The organism is Agrobacterium sp. 719_389 (genome assembly GCF_900188475.1).
In the GTDB taxonomy this organism is placed as follows: Bacteria; Pseudomonadota; Alphaproteobacteria; order Rhizobiales; family Rhizobiaceae; genus Agrobacterium; species Agrobacterium radiobacter.
On record NZ_FYEM01000001.1, the window covers coordinates 620,313 to 635,172 of the forward strand.

Genomic DNA, 14,860 nt, shown 5'->3' on the forward strand with positions numbered 1-14,860 from the left:
AATATAACAGGGCGACCAACGAATCTTCGCAACCGGATGTTCCGGAGCCGAAGTGGATTTACCCGCGCAAAGCCATTATGATGCTTTGGAAATAACAACGGATCAGGACCATGAGACACTTCGATATCGCCATAACAGGTGCGGGACTTGCGGGCCAGATCGCGGCCATCGCGCTGGCGCGGGCGGGCCGCCACGTGGCGCTCATTGCACCCTCGAGCGAAAGGAAGGACCAGCGCACCACGGCGCTGATGGACCAGTCCATCCGCTTCATGGACCGTCTCGGCCTCTGGTCACGAATCGCGCCATCAGCCGCACGCCTTTCCACCATGCAGATCATCGACGGCACCGAGCGCCTGCTGCGCGCGCCGACCGTGCAGTTCCGCTCCTCCGAAATCGGGCTTGATGCCTTCGGCTGGAACATTCCCAACGAGGCGCTGCTCGATGTTCTCAGCGAAGCTGTCGGGCAGGAACACAATATTACCCGCCTTGACGCCACGGCAGAAACGATAGACATCGGCAATGACCGCGTATCGGTGACGCTTGCGGACGGCGAAACGCTTTCGGCCGATTTCCTCATCGGCGCTGATGGCAGGAAGTCGATGGTGCGGGATGCGGCCGGCATCGGCGTCAAATCCTGGTCCTATCCGCAGACAGCCATTGTTTTGAACTTCGGTCATAGCCGGCCGCATGGCAATGTCTCGACGGAATTCCACACGCCAACCGGTCCTTTCACCCAGGTTCCCCTGCCCGGCAACCGATCCAGTCTCGTCTGGGTCGTTACCCCGCAACAGGCAGAGGAATTGACGGCGCTGCCGCTGGAAACACTCAGCCTCCGGGTCGAGGAGCGCATGCAATCCATGCTGGGCGCGGTCACCGTCGAGGACAGCGTGCAGGCCTGGCCGCTCTCTTCAATGACGGCGCACCGCTTCGGCAAGGGCCGCGTTGCCCTGATCGGCGAGGCCGCACATGGTTTTCCGCCCATCGGCGCGCAGGGGTTGAACCTCAGCCTGCGCGACATCATCGCGCTGACGGAACTGCTGGGCGCGGTCTCCGACCGGCCGATTGCGGCCGATGCGGGCAGCAGCTTCGACCGCAGGCGGCGGGCGGATGTCTATAGCCGCACGCTGAGCGTCGATCTCCTGAACCGCTCCCTGCTTTCCGATCTCCTGCCGGTGCAGATGGCGCGCGCGGCGGGCCTGCACGTGCTCTCGGGAATCGGCACGCTCCGAAGCATGGTCATGCGCGAAGGCATCGAGCCCGGACGCGGGCTGAAGGCCCTGCCCTCGCTTTTATTCGGCAGCTTCAAAAAGGCTGGATAAAATAAACCACGCCGGTCAGCGTGAAGACCGACAGAACCGTCGAAATCAGGATCGTCGCAGACGCCCTCTCCTGCCAGACGTGATATTGCTGGCCGATGACGAAAACATTCGTCGCGGTCGGCAGCGCGGCCAAAAGCACGGCCGAATAGATCCACACCGGCTCGAACCGCCCGAGCGACGAGAGCACGAGATACGCCGCGAGCGGATGCAGGATCAGCTTTGCCGGCACGATATAGCTGATTTCCACCGGCACCCGTTTCATCGGCCGAAGCGCCAGCGTCACGCCCATGGCAAACAATGCGCAGGGCGCCGCCGACTGCGCCAGATAATCCACCAGCCGCTGCACCGCCTCCGGCGGCTGCCATGACAGCGAAGCGGCGAGAAAACCGGCGATCACCGACACGATAAAGGGATGGGTGATGACCTTGCGCGCCACATCCAGCGCAAGCCTCGCCGGAGAGCGCTTGTCGCCGCCCGCAACCGCCATCATCGCCGGGGCGACGATGAAATGGGCGGCGTTTTCAAGGCAGACGATCAGCGCGACGGGCACCGCCGCCTTCTCGCCAAGCGCCAGAAGCGCAAGGCCCGGCCCCATATAGCCGATATTGCCGTAGCTGGCCGCAAAACTCTGGATCGTGGTTTCGGCAAGGCTGTTTTTCCGCACGAACCGGCCGATCAGGAACACAGCCAAGAAAATGCCATAGGTGCAGGCGAGGCTGGCCGCGACGAAATCCATGCGCGCCAGCTCTTCAACCGGCGTTTTCGACACCAGCTTGAAAAACAGCGCCGGAAGCGCCGCATAGATGATGAATGTGTTCAGCCAGCCCATCGCCTCGACCGGCTGTTTCGTTAGGCGCGCCGCACCATAACCGATGAAGATCAGCCCGAAAAACGGCAAAAGCAATCCGACGATATCGGTCACTGTGTTTCCCCCGCAAGCAACTCCGGCGGGAGGCTTAACCGATTTTCATCAGGATCGGAAAGGTCTCCTGGAACCAGATCGCCACATTGGTGATAAAACCGGACATGAAGGCAAGACCGGTCAGCACCAGCAACACGCCCAGCAGCTTTTCCACGAGGCCGAGATGGCGGCGGAAGCGGACGAGGAAACGCATGAAGGAACCGGAAAACGCCGCGGCGATCCAGAACGGCACGGCAAGGCCCAGAGAATAGACGGCAAGCAGCGCCGCACCATCACCAACCGTATCACGCGCGGCGGCGACACCAAGGATCGCACCCAGAACCGGACCAATGCAGGGCGTCCAGCCGAAAGCGAAGGCAAGGCCCATGACATAGGCCCCCGAAAGCGTGGCGGGCTTGCCCGCCCCCTGAAACCGCGCTTCGCGCGAAAACAGGCCGATGCGGAAGACGCCGAGGAAATTCAGACCCATGAGAATGATGATGAAACCGCCGACCTTGGCGAGAATATCCAGGTTCTGACGCAGGAGCGTACCGATCGTCGAGGCCCCTGCTCCAAGCGCCACGAAAACAGTGGCGAAACCGAGCGTAAAGAAAAAGGCCGAAAACAGCACGGCCCTGCGAATCTCCGGCCGGGGTGCTGTATCTTCCGTCCTGAACTGCTCGACCGAAACGCCCGCCATATAACAGAGATAGGGCGGCACCAGCGGCAGGACGCAGGGCGACAGAAAGGAAAGAGCGCCGGCCAGAAGCGCGCTGAACAGGGAAATATCGGCAATCGACAAGAAAGAACTCCGCATCCCGCAAAGCCGCCGCGATTCCTGGGATTCGCCGCCGCTTCACGCTTCATTTTCATGCATGTCATTGCTGCAAAAGGATTTCACCCGTCTGGCCGACATGTCTGCAGCAGGTTTTATCCCCAGCCGCCCCCTCTCTCCAATCACCTTTTCGGGGGTGCGACAAAAAAAACCGGATTGATTGTAGAAAGCGCTTTTTTTGGGTTGACCGAACGGATCGCTCTACATATGTTCCGCGCACTTCCGAAGGGCAACCAAGCCCCGACACGGGAGAGCGTAGCTCAGCCGGTAGAGCAACTGACTTTTAATCAGTAGGTCCAGGGTTCGAATCCCTGCGCTCTCACCACCTCAAATCTACATTTTCTGATATTTTGCAAAGAGTTATCACCGCTAGTGACAGGACTCTGATGTGAGCGGAAAAGATGCGTTTGCAGTCTTAGACTGTATCCATTGCAAGCCTGGTTTCAGAATACCCACTGCGCGCATCAATCAGGCAACCGGCCCCACACCGCGCAGCAACAATCAGGGCTATCGGCTCAAACACCAACTCCCCAGAACGACCGGACAGTCTCTAAAACGTTGGAACAGTCTTCAGGCATAAATTTCAGGCTCGGAAAGCATAGGGTTTGATATTCCTGCAAACCCGGCCAGAGATCATTTGCGCGCAGCGGTACGGCGGCAGCGCCAGTTCCAGTCTCTTGGCTCACCCGTGTCCATATGGACCGATTCGGTGTGGCAATAGGTGCCCACGCCGCCGCGCTCCGGCAGGGAACGCAGATAGGTCGCAAGCTCCCATTTGGAGACGCCCTTGATCTGGATGTCGGCGGCATCGCAGGTATAGTGCTTGGAGCCCTGCCTTACGCCCTTTGGCGGACGATAGCCCGAGGTGACGATCGCCGGGCTGTTGTAGTGGCGCTCCACATCCTTGATCATCCGCACCAGTTCCGGCTTGAAGCAGCCAACTTCGACGCGATCCGTCTGCAGGAAAAGCCCATTCGGGGCGACGCGGCTCAGGCCGGAGAGCGAGGCGAGCTTCATCAGGCCCGTCGGCTGGTCATCCTCTTCATCGAGGTGGGCGTCATCGAACTCGTCGGACATGACCGAGCGGCCGGAAAGCGCAATGCCCATCGTCCCGTCCGCGGCCCCGGGCAATGATGCGACCTGCGTATTGCCCGCCGTGCCGCTTTCAATCATCTTGGGCAGGCGCTTCTTGGCCGCGCCGGCAAAAAATGCCGCAAGCGTCACGCCCTTACCGTCGCCTCCCTGCGCCTCGCCCGCCACCTTGGCAGCGTCTGCGGCCGGCTGCGCCGCAACAGCCGCGAGCTGTTCCGAGGCGGACTGCGGCGCGGGCACAGGAACCGGCTGACGATTTTCGCTGTGCTGTTCCGCCGGCACATACCCGGCTTGCGGGACCTGAACCGGCGCTGATGCCGGCTGAGGCTGAGGTTGCGCCGCCTGCATGGGCGCCGAATAAACGCTGCTGACCGCAGGAATGATTTTGTGAGAAGGAGCGCCCGTCGCGCCGGGTGCACCCGCAGCACCAGCGGACGCTGCGGTGGAATAAATGCTTGTTGTTCCGGCGGAAATCGCCGTTGGCTGCGTTGTCAATCCGCCAATATCGGCGGCGGCGCCATAAGCCTGCGCCGGGCCGCCCGGCGCCTGCGGCTGGGCGGGCGCAGCCGCACCGGCCGCCGATGCCACGGCGGGATCAACATAATGTCCCGGTTGCGCGCCGGCGGCAGCGGCAGAAGCTGCGGCTTGCGGCTTTTGCTGTGCGGCAATTTCCGGCTTCCTGGCAGCGGCGGCCATCTCGTCGTCGGTCACCGCCGAAACACATCCGGAAAGCCCAAGCAGCGAAACCGCGACGACGAGACGCGGACGGACAAGGCGTCCTTTCGCGCTATCGACAGTTTTCATGGCTGGCCTCCGTATCTTGCATTTCCAACAGCAGCACGGGAACGGGCGCGTGTGCTTCCCCAAAACGGGACTGGCCGTTTCGATTCGCGGACTATGCCTCATCCCCTCGGGACAAGGCAATAGCACCCGAAAACGCCGCTACTCACCGGAAAATCCCTACCAGGAACCGGTATTCTGCATAGATATCCACGGTTCGGCTGGTGCGAGGCTTTCGCCCTTCTGCAGAATTTCGAAGGAAATACCGTCAGGCGAACGCACGAAGGCCATATGTCCGTCGCGCGGCGGCCGGTTGATGACGATGCCGTTCTTCTGCAGCCGGGCACAGAAATCGTAGATATTGTCGACCTCGTATGCCAGATGGCCGAAATTGCGGCCGCCGTTATAATCCTCGGTGTCCCAGTTATAGGTGAGCTCCAGGCACGGCGCCTTGTTTTCCTTTGCCGCAGCAATGTCGTCGCGGGCCGCAAGAAACACCAGAGTGAAGCGGCCTTTTTCGTTCTCGATTCGGCGTATTTCCGTAAGACCCAGGAGGTCGACATAGAATTTAAGTGATTCGCCAAGGTCTTTGACGCGAACCATCGTGTGCAGATACCGCATTTTATTCCTCTCCATTACACGGGTCCGAAGCCGATAAACGCGTGATGGCAAGCCCCGGACAAGGACGGCGACATAAAAGCAGCTGCGTAAATCAAAAACTAGGGCTTGCGTGAAACCGTTACCAAGATGTTAATCTGGCGCACAGGAATCAGTTGACCGGTGTATGGCGCGTAATCGAGGGGTTGGCAGGATATGGCTGATAGGATGTCATCGAAAACGATAGTCGATGTCGAGGACCTTTCGGGCGATGCCGTGGACCTGACCGAGATCACCGGCGTCGTGAAGTGGTTCGATGTCGCCAAGGGTTTCGGCTTCATCGTGCCTGACAACGGCACGCAGGATGTGCTGCTGCACGTCTCCTGCCTGCGCCGCGACGGTTACCAGACAATTCTCGAAGGCACGCGCATCGTCGCCCTCATCCAGCGGCGCGACCGTGGTTTCCAGGCTTTCCGCATTCTCTCCATGGACCAGTCGACCGCCGTTCACCCCTCGCAGCTGCCGCCGGTGCGCACCCATGTGCAGGTGACGCCTTCGAGCGGGCTTGAGCGCGCCATCGTGAAGTGGTTCAACCGCACCAAGGGTTTCGGCTTCCTGACGCGCGGCGAAGGAACGGAAGATATTTTCGTCCATATGGAAACGCTGCGCCGTTTCGGCCTGACGGAGCTTCGCCCCGGCCAGGTGGTGCTGGTGCGCTACGGCGATGGCGACAAGGGCCTGATGGCTGCGGAAATCCATCCCGACAACCCGGTTGCCATAGGGATGTCGCATTGATGCCCGGCCTGCGCCATATGGTGAAAAGCGCCGTTATGGCGCTTCTTTTTTTCACCCTCGCCGGCGCCGCCCAGGCTCAGGAACGCCAGACCTTCACGTCAGAGCCGCTCACCATTGAAACCGCTTCCGGGAAAACGCACGACTTCGTTGCCGAACTGGCGCTTGACGATGCCCAGCGCGCGCAGGGGCTGATGTTCCGCAAATCCATGCCGTCTGAAAACGGCATGTTGTTCGATTTCGGTGAGACGCGAGCTGTCGCCATGTGGATGCGCAACACCCTCATACCGCTCGATATGCTGTTCATCGGCAGCGATGGCCGAATCACACATATTCACGAAAACGCCGTTCCGCATTCGGAAGCGATCATCAGCTCCCGCGGACCGGTGAAATTTGTGCTTGAACTGAATGGCGGCGCCGCGAAACGTTCTGGCATCAAGCCCGGCGATATGGTTCGCAGCGCGCAAATCGGCAACCGGAAATGAGATTGCCGCGTTATTGCGTGTGAATGAGCCGGACGAGGTTTCGCCCGGCTGGCGCAATATTCAGTAAACCGGCTCGATATGGCTCAGAATCCGGCAATTGGAAATGGAAGCGGCAAGATTGATGGCGATATCAATAGCCTCGACCGAATCGGCCGTGCCTTCCAGATAAATCACATCATTTTCGACACTTGCGGAAATGCGCGACTTTTCGAGCCCTGATTCGAAGGCCAGAGCCGAGGTGATAGCCTCGCATACGCCGGCCATGCGGTCTCCGAAGAAGCTTTCCTGAATGCCTGACAAATTAAACATATGTGTTCTCCTTCTTATGAACATACCAACGCCGTAGCGGTGGTTTTGTTCATCTCCGGTTCATCTATTTGTTCATCTTCCATTCATCTTGGAAAATTGGAACCCCCTGGCCGATCACATTTTAGGTGATCGGGAACCATTTCGTGAGGCGGGCATTTCGCGCATGGGAGTGTGAGAGGCTTTCAAGCCAGGTGAAACAGGGAGGAAAATGACATGCTGATTCACAGAACGGAGCCGTGTCACCACGCCGCGTGGATGAAACCGGTGGCGATCCATCTGCCGCTTTCGGCGGCCGTGGAAATCTACAGCCCGCTGGTGGCGCTTGATATGCTGATGTACCGCTGGCCCGAGGAACATGGGCCGGAATATGAGGAAGCGCGCAGGAACTGCCTCGATGCCATCGCCGGCAGATGCGACATCGAGAAAGCACGGGAATCGTTTCTCATCGCTAGCAGTCATGCCCATATCCTGAACGTCCACTAAAATTCATCGAGCATCATGACGATTGGGCCCTTCTATGCGGAGGGCTTTTCTTTTGCGCGGGGGCCATCGTGACGCCTATCATGCGCCTCTCATGCGCCGCTCGATCTTCCCGCCTGTCCGATCATGACATGTAACTGTCACGCAAACGTTATAATCGGCAGAGACGAATTCCATGGAATCGATTGGCGGGTGGACCGCCGAAAGCTTGGGAGTGGAACTGGCCAGCATGGAAACCTTTTTTGCCCTTTGCGCAATCCTGCTCCTCGCCTTCAATCTTCTCGGCATCGTTCTGGCCGGCTGGCGACTGACAAGACGGGATGCAGAAAACGATCTTGTCCGGAAAAAACCGCCTGTCTCGCTTGTCGTGCCGCTGCGCGGCGTGGAACACTTCACGCCGCTGACGTTGTCGCGCGCCTTTGAGCTCAACTGGCCCGACTACGAGCTGTTATTCTGCGTCGCTGATGAATTCGATCCCGTGATCGAGGAAGTCCGCAAGGCCGAAGCCGCCTTTCCCACGGTTTCCACGCAATTGCTCATCGGTGACGATCGCATCAGCGCCAATCCGAAGCTGAACAATTGCGTCAAGGGCTGGCGCGCCGCCCAGCATGAATGGGTTATTCTCGCCGATTCGAACGTGTTGATGCCGAAATCCTATATAGCCACCATGATGTCGGCCTGGCAGAGCGATAGCGGGCTCGTCTGCTCGCCGCCGCTCGGTTCACGGCCTGCGGGTTTCTGGGCGCATGTGGAATGCGCCTTCCTCAACGGCTCGCAGGGCCGCTGGCAATATGCGGCGGAAGCGATCGGCATGGGTTTCGCGCAGGGCAAGTCGATGTTGTGGAACAAGCCGTTCCTGGAAGACAATGGCGGCATTCGCGCGCTGGCCGCCGAAATCGCCGAAGACGCCGCCTCGACGAAGCTGGTGCGAAGCGCCGGCCGCAAGGTGCACCTGGTCTCCGCCCCCTTCGAGCAGCCGCTCGGAAAGCGCCATGCCGGCGAAATCTGGTCGCGCCAGACCCGCTGGGCACGGCTGCGGCGCGTGACCTTCCCGCAATATTTCGCACCGGAAATCCTGACCGGCGCGCTTCCCCCGCTTCTCTTCGCGCTCGCCGCCGCTGCGATGATGAACGTGAACCTCGCCGCAACCGCCTTTGCCGTCCTTTCCCTCATGTACGTGCCGGAACTCGCGCTCGCCGCCCTCAACCGCTGGCCGGTTTCGCTCTACACGCTGCCCGCCATGATCAGCAGGGATATGATCATGCCCGTCGTCTGGGCCCGCAGCTGGATCGGCAGCGCGGTGGCATGGCGTGGCAATGTCATGACGATCGGCACGGCCGAGAGCAAACTGGCTGGTCCGTCAGCGGAATAAATTGTCATCTTTGGGATAGGGTTACGCCGGAAAGCTGATGTTTTGCTTTAAAATGGTCGGAGTGGAGAGATTCGAACTCCCGACCCTCTGGTCCCAAACCAGATGCGCTACCAGACTGCGCTACACTCCGCCGAGGCGATGGCTGGGGAATACACGGTTCACCCGCAGTCCGCAACAGGGAAATTCATCTTTGTTCAACCGCGGCCCCGACGGGCAAAACATGACGCCGCAACGGCGCAGTGCGATCGGGCTGCAAGGGGATAATCGTCTTGACTCTCACCTGAAGTCAGTCCATTTCAAATTCAACGTTCCTGACACGATTTGGTTATTCTATTCAGGTACGTGATGAATAATTCGGGGGCGTTGCGCCCCGCTGTCCAACCGGAGCAGTTTCGACATGTCTGCGAAGATTTACCGCCCTGCAAAAACCGCCATGCAATCCGGCAAGGCGAAGACCAATGTCTGGGTTCTGGAATTCGACGCCGAGGTTCCGCGCAAGATCGATCCGATCATGGGCTACACCTCCAGTTCAGACATGAAGCAGCAGCTCAAGCTGACATTCGAGACGCAGGAACAGGCCGAAGCCTATGCCCAGCGCAAGGGCATCGAATACCGCGTCATCCAGCCGAAGGAAGCGACCCGCAAGGTGGTTTCCTACACCGACAATTTCCGTTTCAACCGCACCCAGCCCTGGACGCACTGAAACATCAAGACCAAAGTTTTTGCCGGAGTATCGATTGCCCGGCATGATGGCCCCTTAGCTCAACTGGATAGAGCAACTGCCTTCTAAGCAGTAGGTCGCAGGTTCGAGTCCTGCAGGGGTCGCCATTTACTATCACGTCGCATCTAGTAGAAAACCGCTCGACGCACTTAGCTTCTAAGTTGCGACTCACCCACTTTTCTAGTCGTATCCCATTATGCACGAGGGATAAGGCGATGAAAAAAATGCGTCTTCCGCTTGAACGATGGGAAATCGCCTTAGTGAAGGCGATGCTCGTTCGGGGTGGTTATAGCGATCAAGAAATCCTAGCGTATTTCACCCGTCCAACACGGTCGGTAAACCACCGCGTCATCTCTGAAATAAGAACGGAGAGCAAGCACAAGTCTGTTAAAGCCGCTACGAACGACGACTTGAGCGATTTTCTCGCAACTTGGCCGGACGTTGATCCAGCAACTGGCTTGAGCGTGCGCGGCGATGAACTACTCATTAAAGCCCGTGAAGCAATGATAGCAGCTGTTCATACTTTCAATGGAGCAGGACTCACATTTAGGACTGAATTGTTTATCGTTACCAGCGTTATCGCGTGGACGTACCTAATGCATGCCTACTACCGTCGTGAAGACATAGACTATCGCTACACAAACGTAGATGGCACTATCAAGAAAACCGCATCCGGCGAAGACTGCTACTGGGAATTGGGTGCTTGTCTTCGCCACGCACAATGCCCAATTGCTGGCGGTGCAATCAAAAACTTGGAATTCTTGATCCTAATCCGGCACGAGATCGAGCATCGCATGACGACCCGGATCGATGACGCCGTTAGTGCAAAGCTGCAAGCCTGTTGCATCAACTTCAATGAGGCAATCAAAACGCTATTCGGTGGCCAATATGGTCTAGAACGCCGACTTCCGATTGCACTTCAGTTTGTAACATTTAGTTCTGATCAGCGCTCGATTCTAAAAAAGGCTAGTTCACTACCAACGCACATAGAAACATTGATGGACGAGTTCCACCAGGGTCTCTCAGATGAACAATTAGCTGATCCGGATTTCGCGTACCGCGTTGTTTTCGTACCGAAACTAGCTAAGCGCCAGTCAGCTGCCGATCTTGCCGTAGAGTTTGTTAAACCGGGATCCGAGGAAGCGGCCGAGATCAATCGCGTCTTGCTAAAAGAGGTCGAAAAGAAGCGATATCTAGGCAAGCAGATTATCGAAATCATGCAGACGGAAGGCTATCCAAGATTCAAGCAGGGGAGCCACACAGCCCTTTGGCAAAGTTTGGACGCGAAAAATCCGGCTCACAACTTCGGCCGAGAAGGCGAGTATAAAGGCATGTGGGTTTGGTACGAAAACTGGCTCCAACGAGTTCGCGCTCACTGCCAAGAACACGCCGCGGAGTACCAAAATCCGAATAACTAAACCGCCTCACGAAGCGCGTTCCAAAAGTAGGTCGATTTCGACCTTCGTCTAAATGCCTGATTGGATAGGGGAAACTATTACCCAAACAGCGTAAAATACCCCCACGCGGCCACGAAAAACGCGATGACAGCCGCAATCGTCAAGGCCTTCCTGGCTTTCGGCCCCAACGGTTCGCGCGGCTTCTTCGGCGGCACCGGTTTGCGGAACTTCACCACATTGTCGTTCATTTCATCATCGTCCTGAGTGTCACTGCTGAAAGCTCAGCCGCGTTTATGGCATCGATATTTCCGGATTTATCTCTAGCAGACCAGAACTATCATAAATATTACCAAGTTTTCACTTCACCCTTACGGCAAGCTATGTCACTTCCCACAATCAGAGGAATACAACGGCGACAGATGGACGGACAAACCGGAGAGCGGAAACAACCCTCTGTGGTATTTTGAAATTTGCGGGTGATAAGAATGAATGACGCCAATACGAGTGGCAGCGATACAAAAAACAGCCAGCCCGATCTGCGCGAGATTCTGGGAACGAACAGAAACGGCCGCAGGAAAAAGTCGCGTCGCTTTCTCTATGCCGCAGCAGCCATTGTGCTGATTGGCGGGGGCCTTGGTTATTATTACCAGTCACGCGCAGCTGGCGTCGCCTATAGCTACACCACGGAGGCCGCACGTCAGGGCGATCTCTCGGTCATCGTCACCTCCACGGGCTCGGTTCAGCCGACGGACCAGGTCGATATATCGAGTGAACTGTCCGGCACGGTGCGCAAGGTCAACGTCACCTATAATACGCCGGTCAAGGCCGGAGACGTGTTGGCGGAACTGGATACCAACAAGCTGGAGGCCGATGTGCAGAGCGCCCGCGCCAAGCTTGCCTCCGCCAAGGCCAATGTACTGAAGGCGCGCGCCGATCTCGGCTCGGCAAAAACCTCGATGGAGCGCCTGAGATCGCTGGTGCAGAACCGGGTGTCCAGCCAGCAGGATCTGGATGCGGCGCAGTTCACCCATGATGCCGCCGCCGCCACGCTGGAGGTCAACGAGGCGACGGTGCTTTCGGCCGAAGCGGATTTGCGGCTCGCCGAGGTCAATCTCGGCAAGGCGAAGATCGTCTCGCCCATCGATGGCGTCATCCTTACCCGCAGCGTCGATCCCGGCGCCACTGTCGCCTCCTCGCTCAACGCCCCTGTTCTCTTCACCATCGCCGGTGATTTGCGCCACATGGAATTGCAGGTGTCTGTGGATGAGGCCGATGTCGGCAAGGTCGAAACCGGGCAGAAGGCCACTTTCAACGTCGATGCCTATCCCGACCGCAGTTTCCCGGCCGAGATCGAGACCGTGCGCTTCGCGTCCGAGACCGTGTCCAACGTGGTGACTTACAAGGGCATATTGACTGTCGACAATGAGGAACTGCTGCTGCGCCCCGGCATGACGGCGACGGCCAATATCATTGTCGAGGAAATCAAGGACACGCTGCTGGTGCCGAATTCCGCGCTTCGTTATACGCCGCCGCGCGAATCCGCCTCGCGTGGCGGCGGGTTGATGAGCCTGTTCCGCCCGCCCCGCATGGGCCGCTCGCAGAACCGCGACGCCGGCCAGGCAGCGACAGGCAAAAGAACGGTCTGGGTGCTGCGCAACAACAATCCGGTCTCCGTTTCCATCGAAACCGGCTCCACCGATGGCCAGCATACCGTGGTAAAATCGGGTGAGCTGAAGGCCGATGACCAGGTGATTACCGACGCAACGGCCCGCAACGCCGGCTGACGGAGGACAAGCGCATGCAACAGCCGCCGCTCATCGAATTCCGCGATGTCGTCAAGCAATATGGCCGCGGCGAAGCGACGATCCGCGCGCTCGATGGCGTCAGCCTTTCCATTCGCGAGAAAGAGTTCGTCGCCATCATGGGCCCGTCAGGATCGGGCAAATCCACCTCAATGAACATCATCGGCTGTCTGGATGTGCCGACATCAGGCGAATATCTGTTTCAGGGCGTGCCCACCAGCAGTTTCGACAATGAACATCTGACGCTGCTGCGCCGGCACATGCTGGGTTTCGTGTTTCAGGGTTTCAATCTTCTCTCACGCACCTCGGCCGTGGAAAATGTCGAGCTGCCGCTGATCTATCGCGGCATGAAGGCCTCGGAACGGCGCGAGCGCGCCATGGAGGCGCTGGCGCAGGTAGGTTTGAAGGGCCGCGAGGACCACACCACGCAGGAGCTTTCCGGCGGCCAGCAGCAGCGTGTGGCCATTGCCCGCGCCATCGTCACCCGCCCTGCCCTGCTTCTGGCCGACGAGCCGACCGGCAATCTCGATACGAAAACCAGTGTCGAGATCATGGAACTGATCACCGCACTCAATCGTGACAGGGGCATCACGGTCGTCATGGTCACGCATGAAGAGGATATCGCCGCCCACGCCGGACGCCTCCTGCGCTTTGTCGACGGCCATCTCGCCTCCGATAGCGCCGCGGACAAAAAGGAGACATCAGATGTTCTTTGAGACGTCGCGTCTTGCGCTGCGCGCCATCAGCCGCAACCTGCTGCGCTCCTTCCTCACCGTGCTTGGTGTCGTCATCGGCGTGGCCGCCGTCATCGCCATGGTCACCATCGGCAACGGCACGACGGAACAGGTGAAATCGGAACTGTCACGGCTCGGCACCAACATGCTGTTCGTCCGCCCCGGCCAGTTCGGCCCCGGAAGGGCGAGCACCGAAGCCAAGCGCTTTGACGACCGCGATATCGAGGCCATCCGCAACCAGATATCAGGCATCCGTGCCGTTGCGCCGCAGAACCGCAGTTCCGCCGCAACCGTCATTTTCGGCGGCAAGAACCACCAGACAAGTGTCATCGGCACCACCAACGATTATCTGATCGCGCAGGACTGGACCATTGCGCTCGGCCGCGACTTCCAGCTCGCCGAAGATCGCGGCGGCCAGATCGGCTGCATCATCGGCGAAACGGTGCGTCAGGAACTCTTTGGGGCAGAAAACCCTGTGGGGCAAACGATCCGCGTCAGCAACATCTCCTGCCCCGTCATCGGTGTGCTGGCCAGAAAAGGCCAGTCAGGCCTCGGTGACGATCAGGACGACACGATCATCATGCCGCTTAAAATCCACCAGCGGCGCATTGGCGGCACCACCACCATTTCCTCGATCATGGTTTCAGCGCAGGATGGCGTTTCCACCGCCAAGGTGCAGAGCGACCTGCAGAACCTGCTGCGCGAGCGCCGCCGCATCGGCATCGGCCGTGAGGATGACTTCACCGTCAACGACATGACGCAGATCGCCTCGGCCATGACCGGCACGACGACGCTGCTGACCGGGCTTTTGGGCGCGGTCGCCGCCGTCAGTCTTCTGGTGGGCGGCATCGGCATCATGAACATCATGCTGGTCTCAGTGACGGAACGCACCCGCGAGATCGGCATTCGACTTGCCATCGGCGCGCTGGAAAAACAGGTGCTGACGCAGTTTCTGGTGGAAGCCGTCATGCTGTCGGCCTTCGGTGGCCTCGTCGGCATCCTTACCGGCCTCGGCCTCGCTTATGCCGTCGTCAGCTATCTCACCGTGCCCTTTGTCACCAGCCCCTCGATCATCTTCCTCGCTTTCGCCTTTTCGGCGGCCATCGGGGTGATTTTCGGGTATTTTCCGGCACGGCGGGCGGCAAGCCTGAGCCCGATAGAAGCGTTGCGACATGAGTGAAAGTCGGCGTTCAAACCGCAACCGGCTTTGTGTGAGAGGAAACGGCAAGCTGCAACTCCTCCTT

Annotated in this window: 16 protein-coding genes and 3 tRNA genes; 12 read left to right on the forward strand and 7 right to left on the reverse strand. The window is 58.8% G+C overall.

Features of this window, described 5'->3' with window-relative positions; all coding sequences use genetic code 11:
* Positions 1–110 precede the first annotated feature (110 nt).
* Positions 111–1,319: a UbiH/UbiF family hydroxylase gene (locus tag CFB10_RS03025; RefSeq protein WP_020012810.1), complete on the forward strand. Its 1,209-nt coding sequence runs from the start codon at positions 111–113 to the stop codon at positions 1,317–1,319.
* Here CFB10_RS03025 and CFB10_RS03030 read toward each other — a convergent pair.
* Together CFB10_RS03030 and CFB10_RS03035 are read right to left on the reverse strand one after the other, a co-directional pair.
* Positions 1,303–2,241: an AEC family transporter gene (locus CFB10_RS03030; RefSeq protein WP_020012811.1), complete on the reverse strand. Its 939-nt coding sequence runs from the start codon at positions 2,239–2,241 to the stop codon at positions 1,303–1,305. The genes CFB10_RS03025 and CFB10_RS03030 overlap by 17 nt on opposite strands.
* Positions 2,242–2,275: 34 nt before the next feature.
* Entirely contained in the window at positions 2,276–3,022 is a 747-nt protein-coding gene (locus CFB10_RS03035) for a cytochrome c biogenesis CcdA family protein (RefSeq protein WP_020012812.1), read from the reverse strand.
* A gap of 282 nt (positions 3,023–3,304) precedes the next feature.
* On the opposite strand from CFB10_RS03035, the gene CFB10_RS03040 reads away from it, so the two are divergent.
* Positions 3,305–3,380 (forward strand) — tRNA-Lys (locus CFB10_RS03040).
* Positions 3,381–3,688: 308 nt separating this feature from the next.
* Here the strand turns inward: CFB10_RS03040 and CFB10_RS03045 are convergent.
* Complete coding sequence (locus CFB10_RS03045; protein ID WP_020012813.1) at positions 3,689–4,951, reverse strand: YcbK family protein; 1,263 nt, start codon at positions 4,949–4,951, stop codon at positions 3,689–3,691.
* Positions 4,952–5,107: 156 nt separating this feature from the next.
* Positions 5,108–5,548 carry a VOC family protein gene (locus CFB10_RS03050; protein ID WP_020012814.1) on the reverse strand — a complete coding sequence of 147 codons (441 nt, stop codon included), beginning with the start codon at positions 5,546–5,548 and terminating at the stop codon, positions 5,108–5,110.
* A gap of 192 nt (positions 5,549–5,740) precedes the next feature.
* On the opposite strand from CFB10_RS03050, the gene CFB10_RS03055 reads away from it, so the two are divergent.
* Positions 5,741–6,319, forward strand: coding sequence for a cold-shock protein (locus tag CFB10_RS03055; RefSeq protein WP_026364152.1), 579 nt, complete (start codon positions 5,741–5,743; stop codon positions 6,317–6,319).
* A complete protein-coding gene (locus CFB10_RS03060; protein ID WP_020012816.1) occupies positions 6,319–6,801 on the forward strand; it encodes a DUF192 domain-containing protein in 483 nt (160 codons plus the stop codon). The genes CFB10_RS03055 and CFB10_RS03060 overlap by 1 nt, the downstream gene beginning before the upstream one ends.
* Positions 6,802–6,861: 60 nt before the next feature.
* Here CFB10_RS03060 and CFB10_RS03065 read toward each other — a convergent pair whose 3' ends face one another.
* Entirely contained in the window at positions 6,862–7,110 is a 249-nt protein-coding gene (locus CFB10_RS03065) for a BON domain-containing protein (protein ID WP_003507987.1), read from the reverse strand.
* Positions 7,111–7,323: 213 nt separating this feature from the next.
* On the opposite strand from CFB10_RS03065, the gene CFB10_RS03070 reads away from it, so the two are divergent.
* Together CFB10_RS03070 and CFB10_RS03075 are read left to right on the forward strand one after the other, a co-directional pair.
* Positions 7,324–7,593, forward strand: coding sequence for a DUF982 domain-containing protein (locus CFB10_RS03070; RefSeq protein ID WP_026364153.1), 270 nt, complete (start codon positions 7,324–7,326; stop codon positions 7,591–7,593).
* Between the two features lie 226 nt (positions 7,594–7,819).
* Entirely contained in the window at positions 7,820–8,962 is a 1,143-nt protein-coding gene (locus CFB10_RS03075) for a ceramide glucosyltransferase (protein WP_026364154.1), read from the forward strand.
* Positions 8,963–9,015: 53 nt separating this feature from the next.
* Here the strand turns inward: CFB10_RS03075 and CFB10_RS03080 are convergent.
* Positions 9,016–9,092: transfer RNA gene (locus CFB10_RS03080), tRNA-Pro, on the reverse strand.
* A 267-nt stretch (positions 9,093–9,359) separates the two neighbouring features.
* Between CFB10_RS03080 and CFB10_RS03085 the strand changes: the two genes are divergently transcribed.
* The 3 genes from CFB10_RS03085 (at position 9,360) to CFB10_RS03095 (ending at position 11,101) form a co-directional block, all read left to right on the forward strand.
* Entirely contained in the window at positions 9,360–9,665 is a 306-nt protein-coding gene (locus tag CFB10_RS03085) for an ETC complex I subunit (RefSeq protein ID WP_003507982.1), read from the forward strand.
* A gap of 48 nt (positions 9,666–9,713) precedes the next feature.
* Positions 9,714–9,790, forward strand: a tRNA-Arg gene (locus CFB10_RS03090).
* 108 nt (positions 9,791–9,898) lie between these two features.
* A complete protein-coding gene (locus tag CFB10_RS03095) occupies positions 9,899–11,101 on the forward strand; it encodes a DUF3644 domain-containing protein (protein WP_020012819.1) in 1,203 nt (400 codons plus the stop codon).
* A gap of 77 nt (positions 11,102–11,178) precedes the next feature.
* Here the strand turns inward: CFB10_RS03095 and CFB10_RS03100 are convergent, their stop codons facing one another.
* Positions 11,179–11,328, reverse strand: coding sequence for a hypothetical protein (locus CFB10_RS03100; protein WP_020012820.1), 150 nt, complete (start codon positions 11,326–11,328; stop codon positions 11,179–11,181).
* Positions 11,329–11,565: 237 nt separating this feature from the next.
* Between CFB10_RS03100 and CFB10_RS03105 the strand changes: the two genes are divergently transcribed.
* Genes CFB10_RS03105 through CFB10_RS03115 form a run of 3 tightly spaced genes read left to right on the forward strand, consistent with a single transcriptional unit; the run spans position 11,566 to position 14,796 of the window.
* On the forward strand, positions 11,566–12,864 hold the full coding sequence (locus tag CFB10_RS03105; protein ID WP_020012821.1) for an efflux RND transporter periplasmic adaptor subunit: 1,299 nt from the start codon (positions 11,566–11,568) through the stop codon (positions 12,862–12,864).
* A gap of 14 nt (positions 12,865–12,878) precedes the next feature.
* Positions 12,879–13,598, forward strand: a complete 720-nt coding sequence (locus CFB10_RS03110; protein ID WP_020012822.1) for an ABC transporter ATP-binding protein — start codon at positions 12,879–12,881, stop codon at positions 13,596–13,598.
* Positions 13,588–14,796 (forward strand): ABC transporter permease, encoded by a 1,209-nt coding sequence (locus tag CFB10_RS03115; protein WP_020012823.1) that lies wholly within the window; start codon positions 13,588–13,590, stop codon positions 14,794–14,796. The genes CFB10_RS03110 and CFB10_RS03115 overlap by 11 nt, the downstream gene beginning before the upstream one ends.
* The last annotated feature ends 64 nt before the right edge of the window (positions 14,797–14,860 follow it).

Coding starts and splice junctions, on each gene's coding strand:
- CFB10_RS03025 (WP_020012810.1), top strand. CDS start 111: ATGAGACACTTCGATATCGCCATAACAGGTGCGGGACTTGCGGGCCAG.
- CFB10_RS03045 (WP_020012813.1), bottom strand. CDS start 4,951: ATGAAAACTGTCGATAGCGCGAAAGGACGCCTTGTCCGTCCGCGTCTC.
- CFB10_RS03050 (WP_020012814.1), bottom strand. CDS start 5,548: ATGCGGTATCTGCACACGATGGTTCGCGTCAAAGACCTTGGCGAATCA.
- CFB10_RS03055 (WP_026364152.1), top strand. CDS start 5,741: ATGGCTGATAGGATGTCATCGAAAACGATAGTCGATGTCGAGGACCTT.
- CFB10_RS03060 (WP_020012816.1), top strand. CDS start 6,319: ATGCCCGGCCTGCGCCATATGGTGAAAAGCGCCGTTATGGCGCTTCTT.
- CFB10_RS03065 (WP_003507987.1), bottom strand. CDS start 7,110: ATGTTTAATTTGTCAGGCATTCAGGAAAGCTTCTTCGGAGACCGCATG.
- CFB10_RS03070 (WP_026364153.1), top strand. CDS start 7,324: ATGCTGATTCACAGAACGGAGCCGTGTCACCACGCCGCGTGGATGAAA.
- CFB10_RS03075 (WP_026364154.1), top strand. CDS start 7,820: ATGGAAACCTTTTTTGCCCTTTGCGCAATCCTGCTCCTCGCCTTCAAT.
- CFB10_RS03085 (WP_003507982.1), top strand. CDS start 9,360: ATGTCTGCGAAGATTTACCGCCCTGCAAAAACCGCCATGCAATCCGGC.
- CFB10_RS03095 (WP_020012819.1), top strand. CDS start 9,899: ATGAAAAAAATGCGTCTTCCGCTTGAACGATGGGAAATCGCCTTAGTG.
- CFB10_RS03100 (WP_020012820.1), bottom strand. CDS start 11,328: ATGAACGACAATGTGGTGAAGTTCCGCAAACCGGTGCCGCCGAAGAAG.
- CFB10_RS03105 (WP_020012821.1), top strand. CDS start 11,566: ATGAATGACGCCAATACGAGTGGCAGCGATACAAAAAACAGCCAGCCC.
- CFB10_RS03110 (WP_020012822.1), top strand. CDS start 12,879: ATGCAACAGCCGCCGCTCATCGAATTCCGCGATGTCGTCAAGCAATAT.
- CFB10_RS03115 (WP_020012823.1), top strand. CDS start 13,588: ATGTTCTTTGAGACGTCGCGTCTTGCGCTGCGCGCCATCAGCCGCAAC.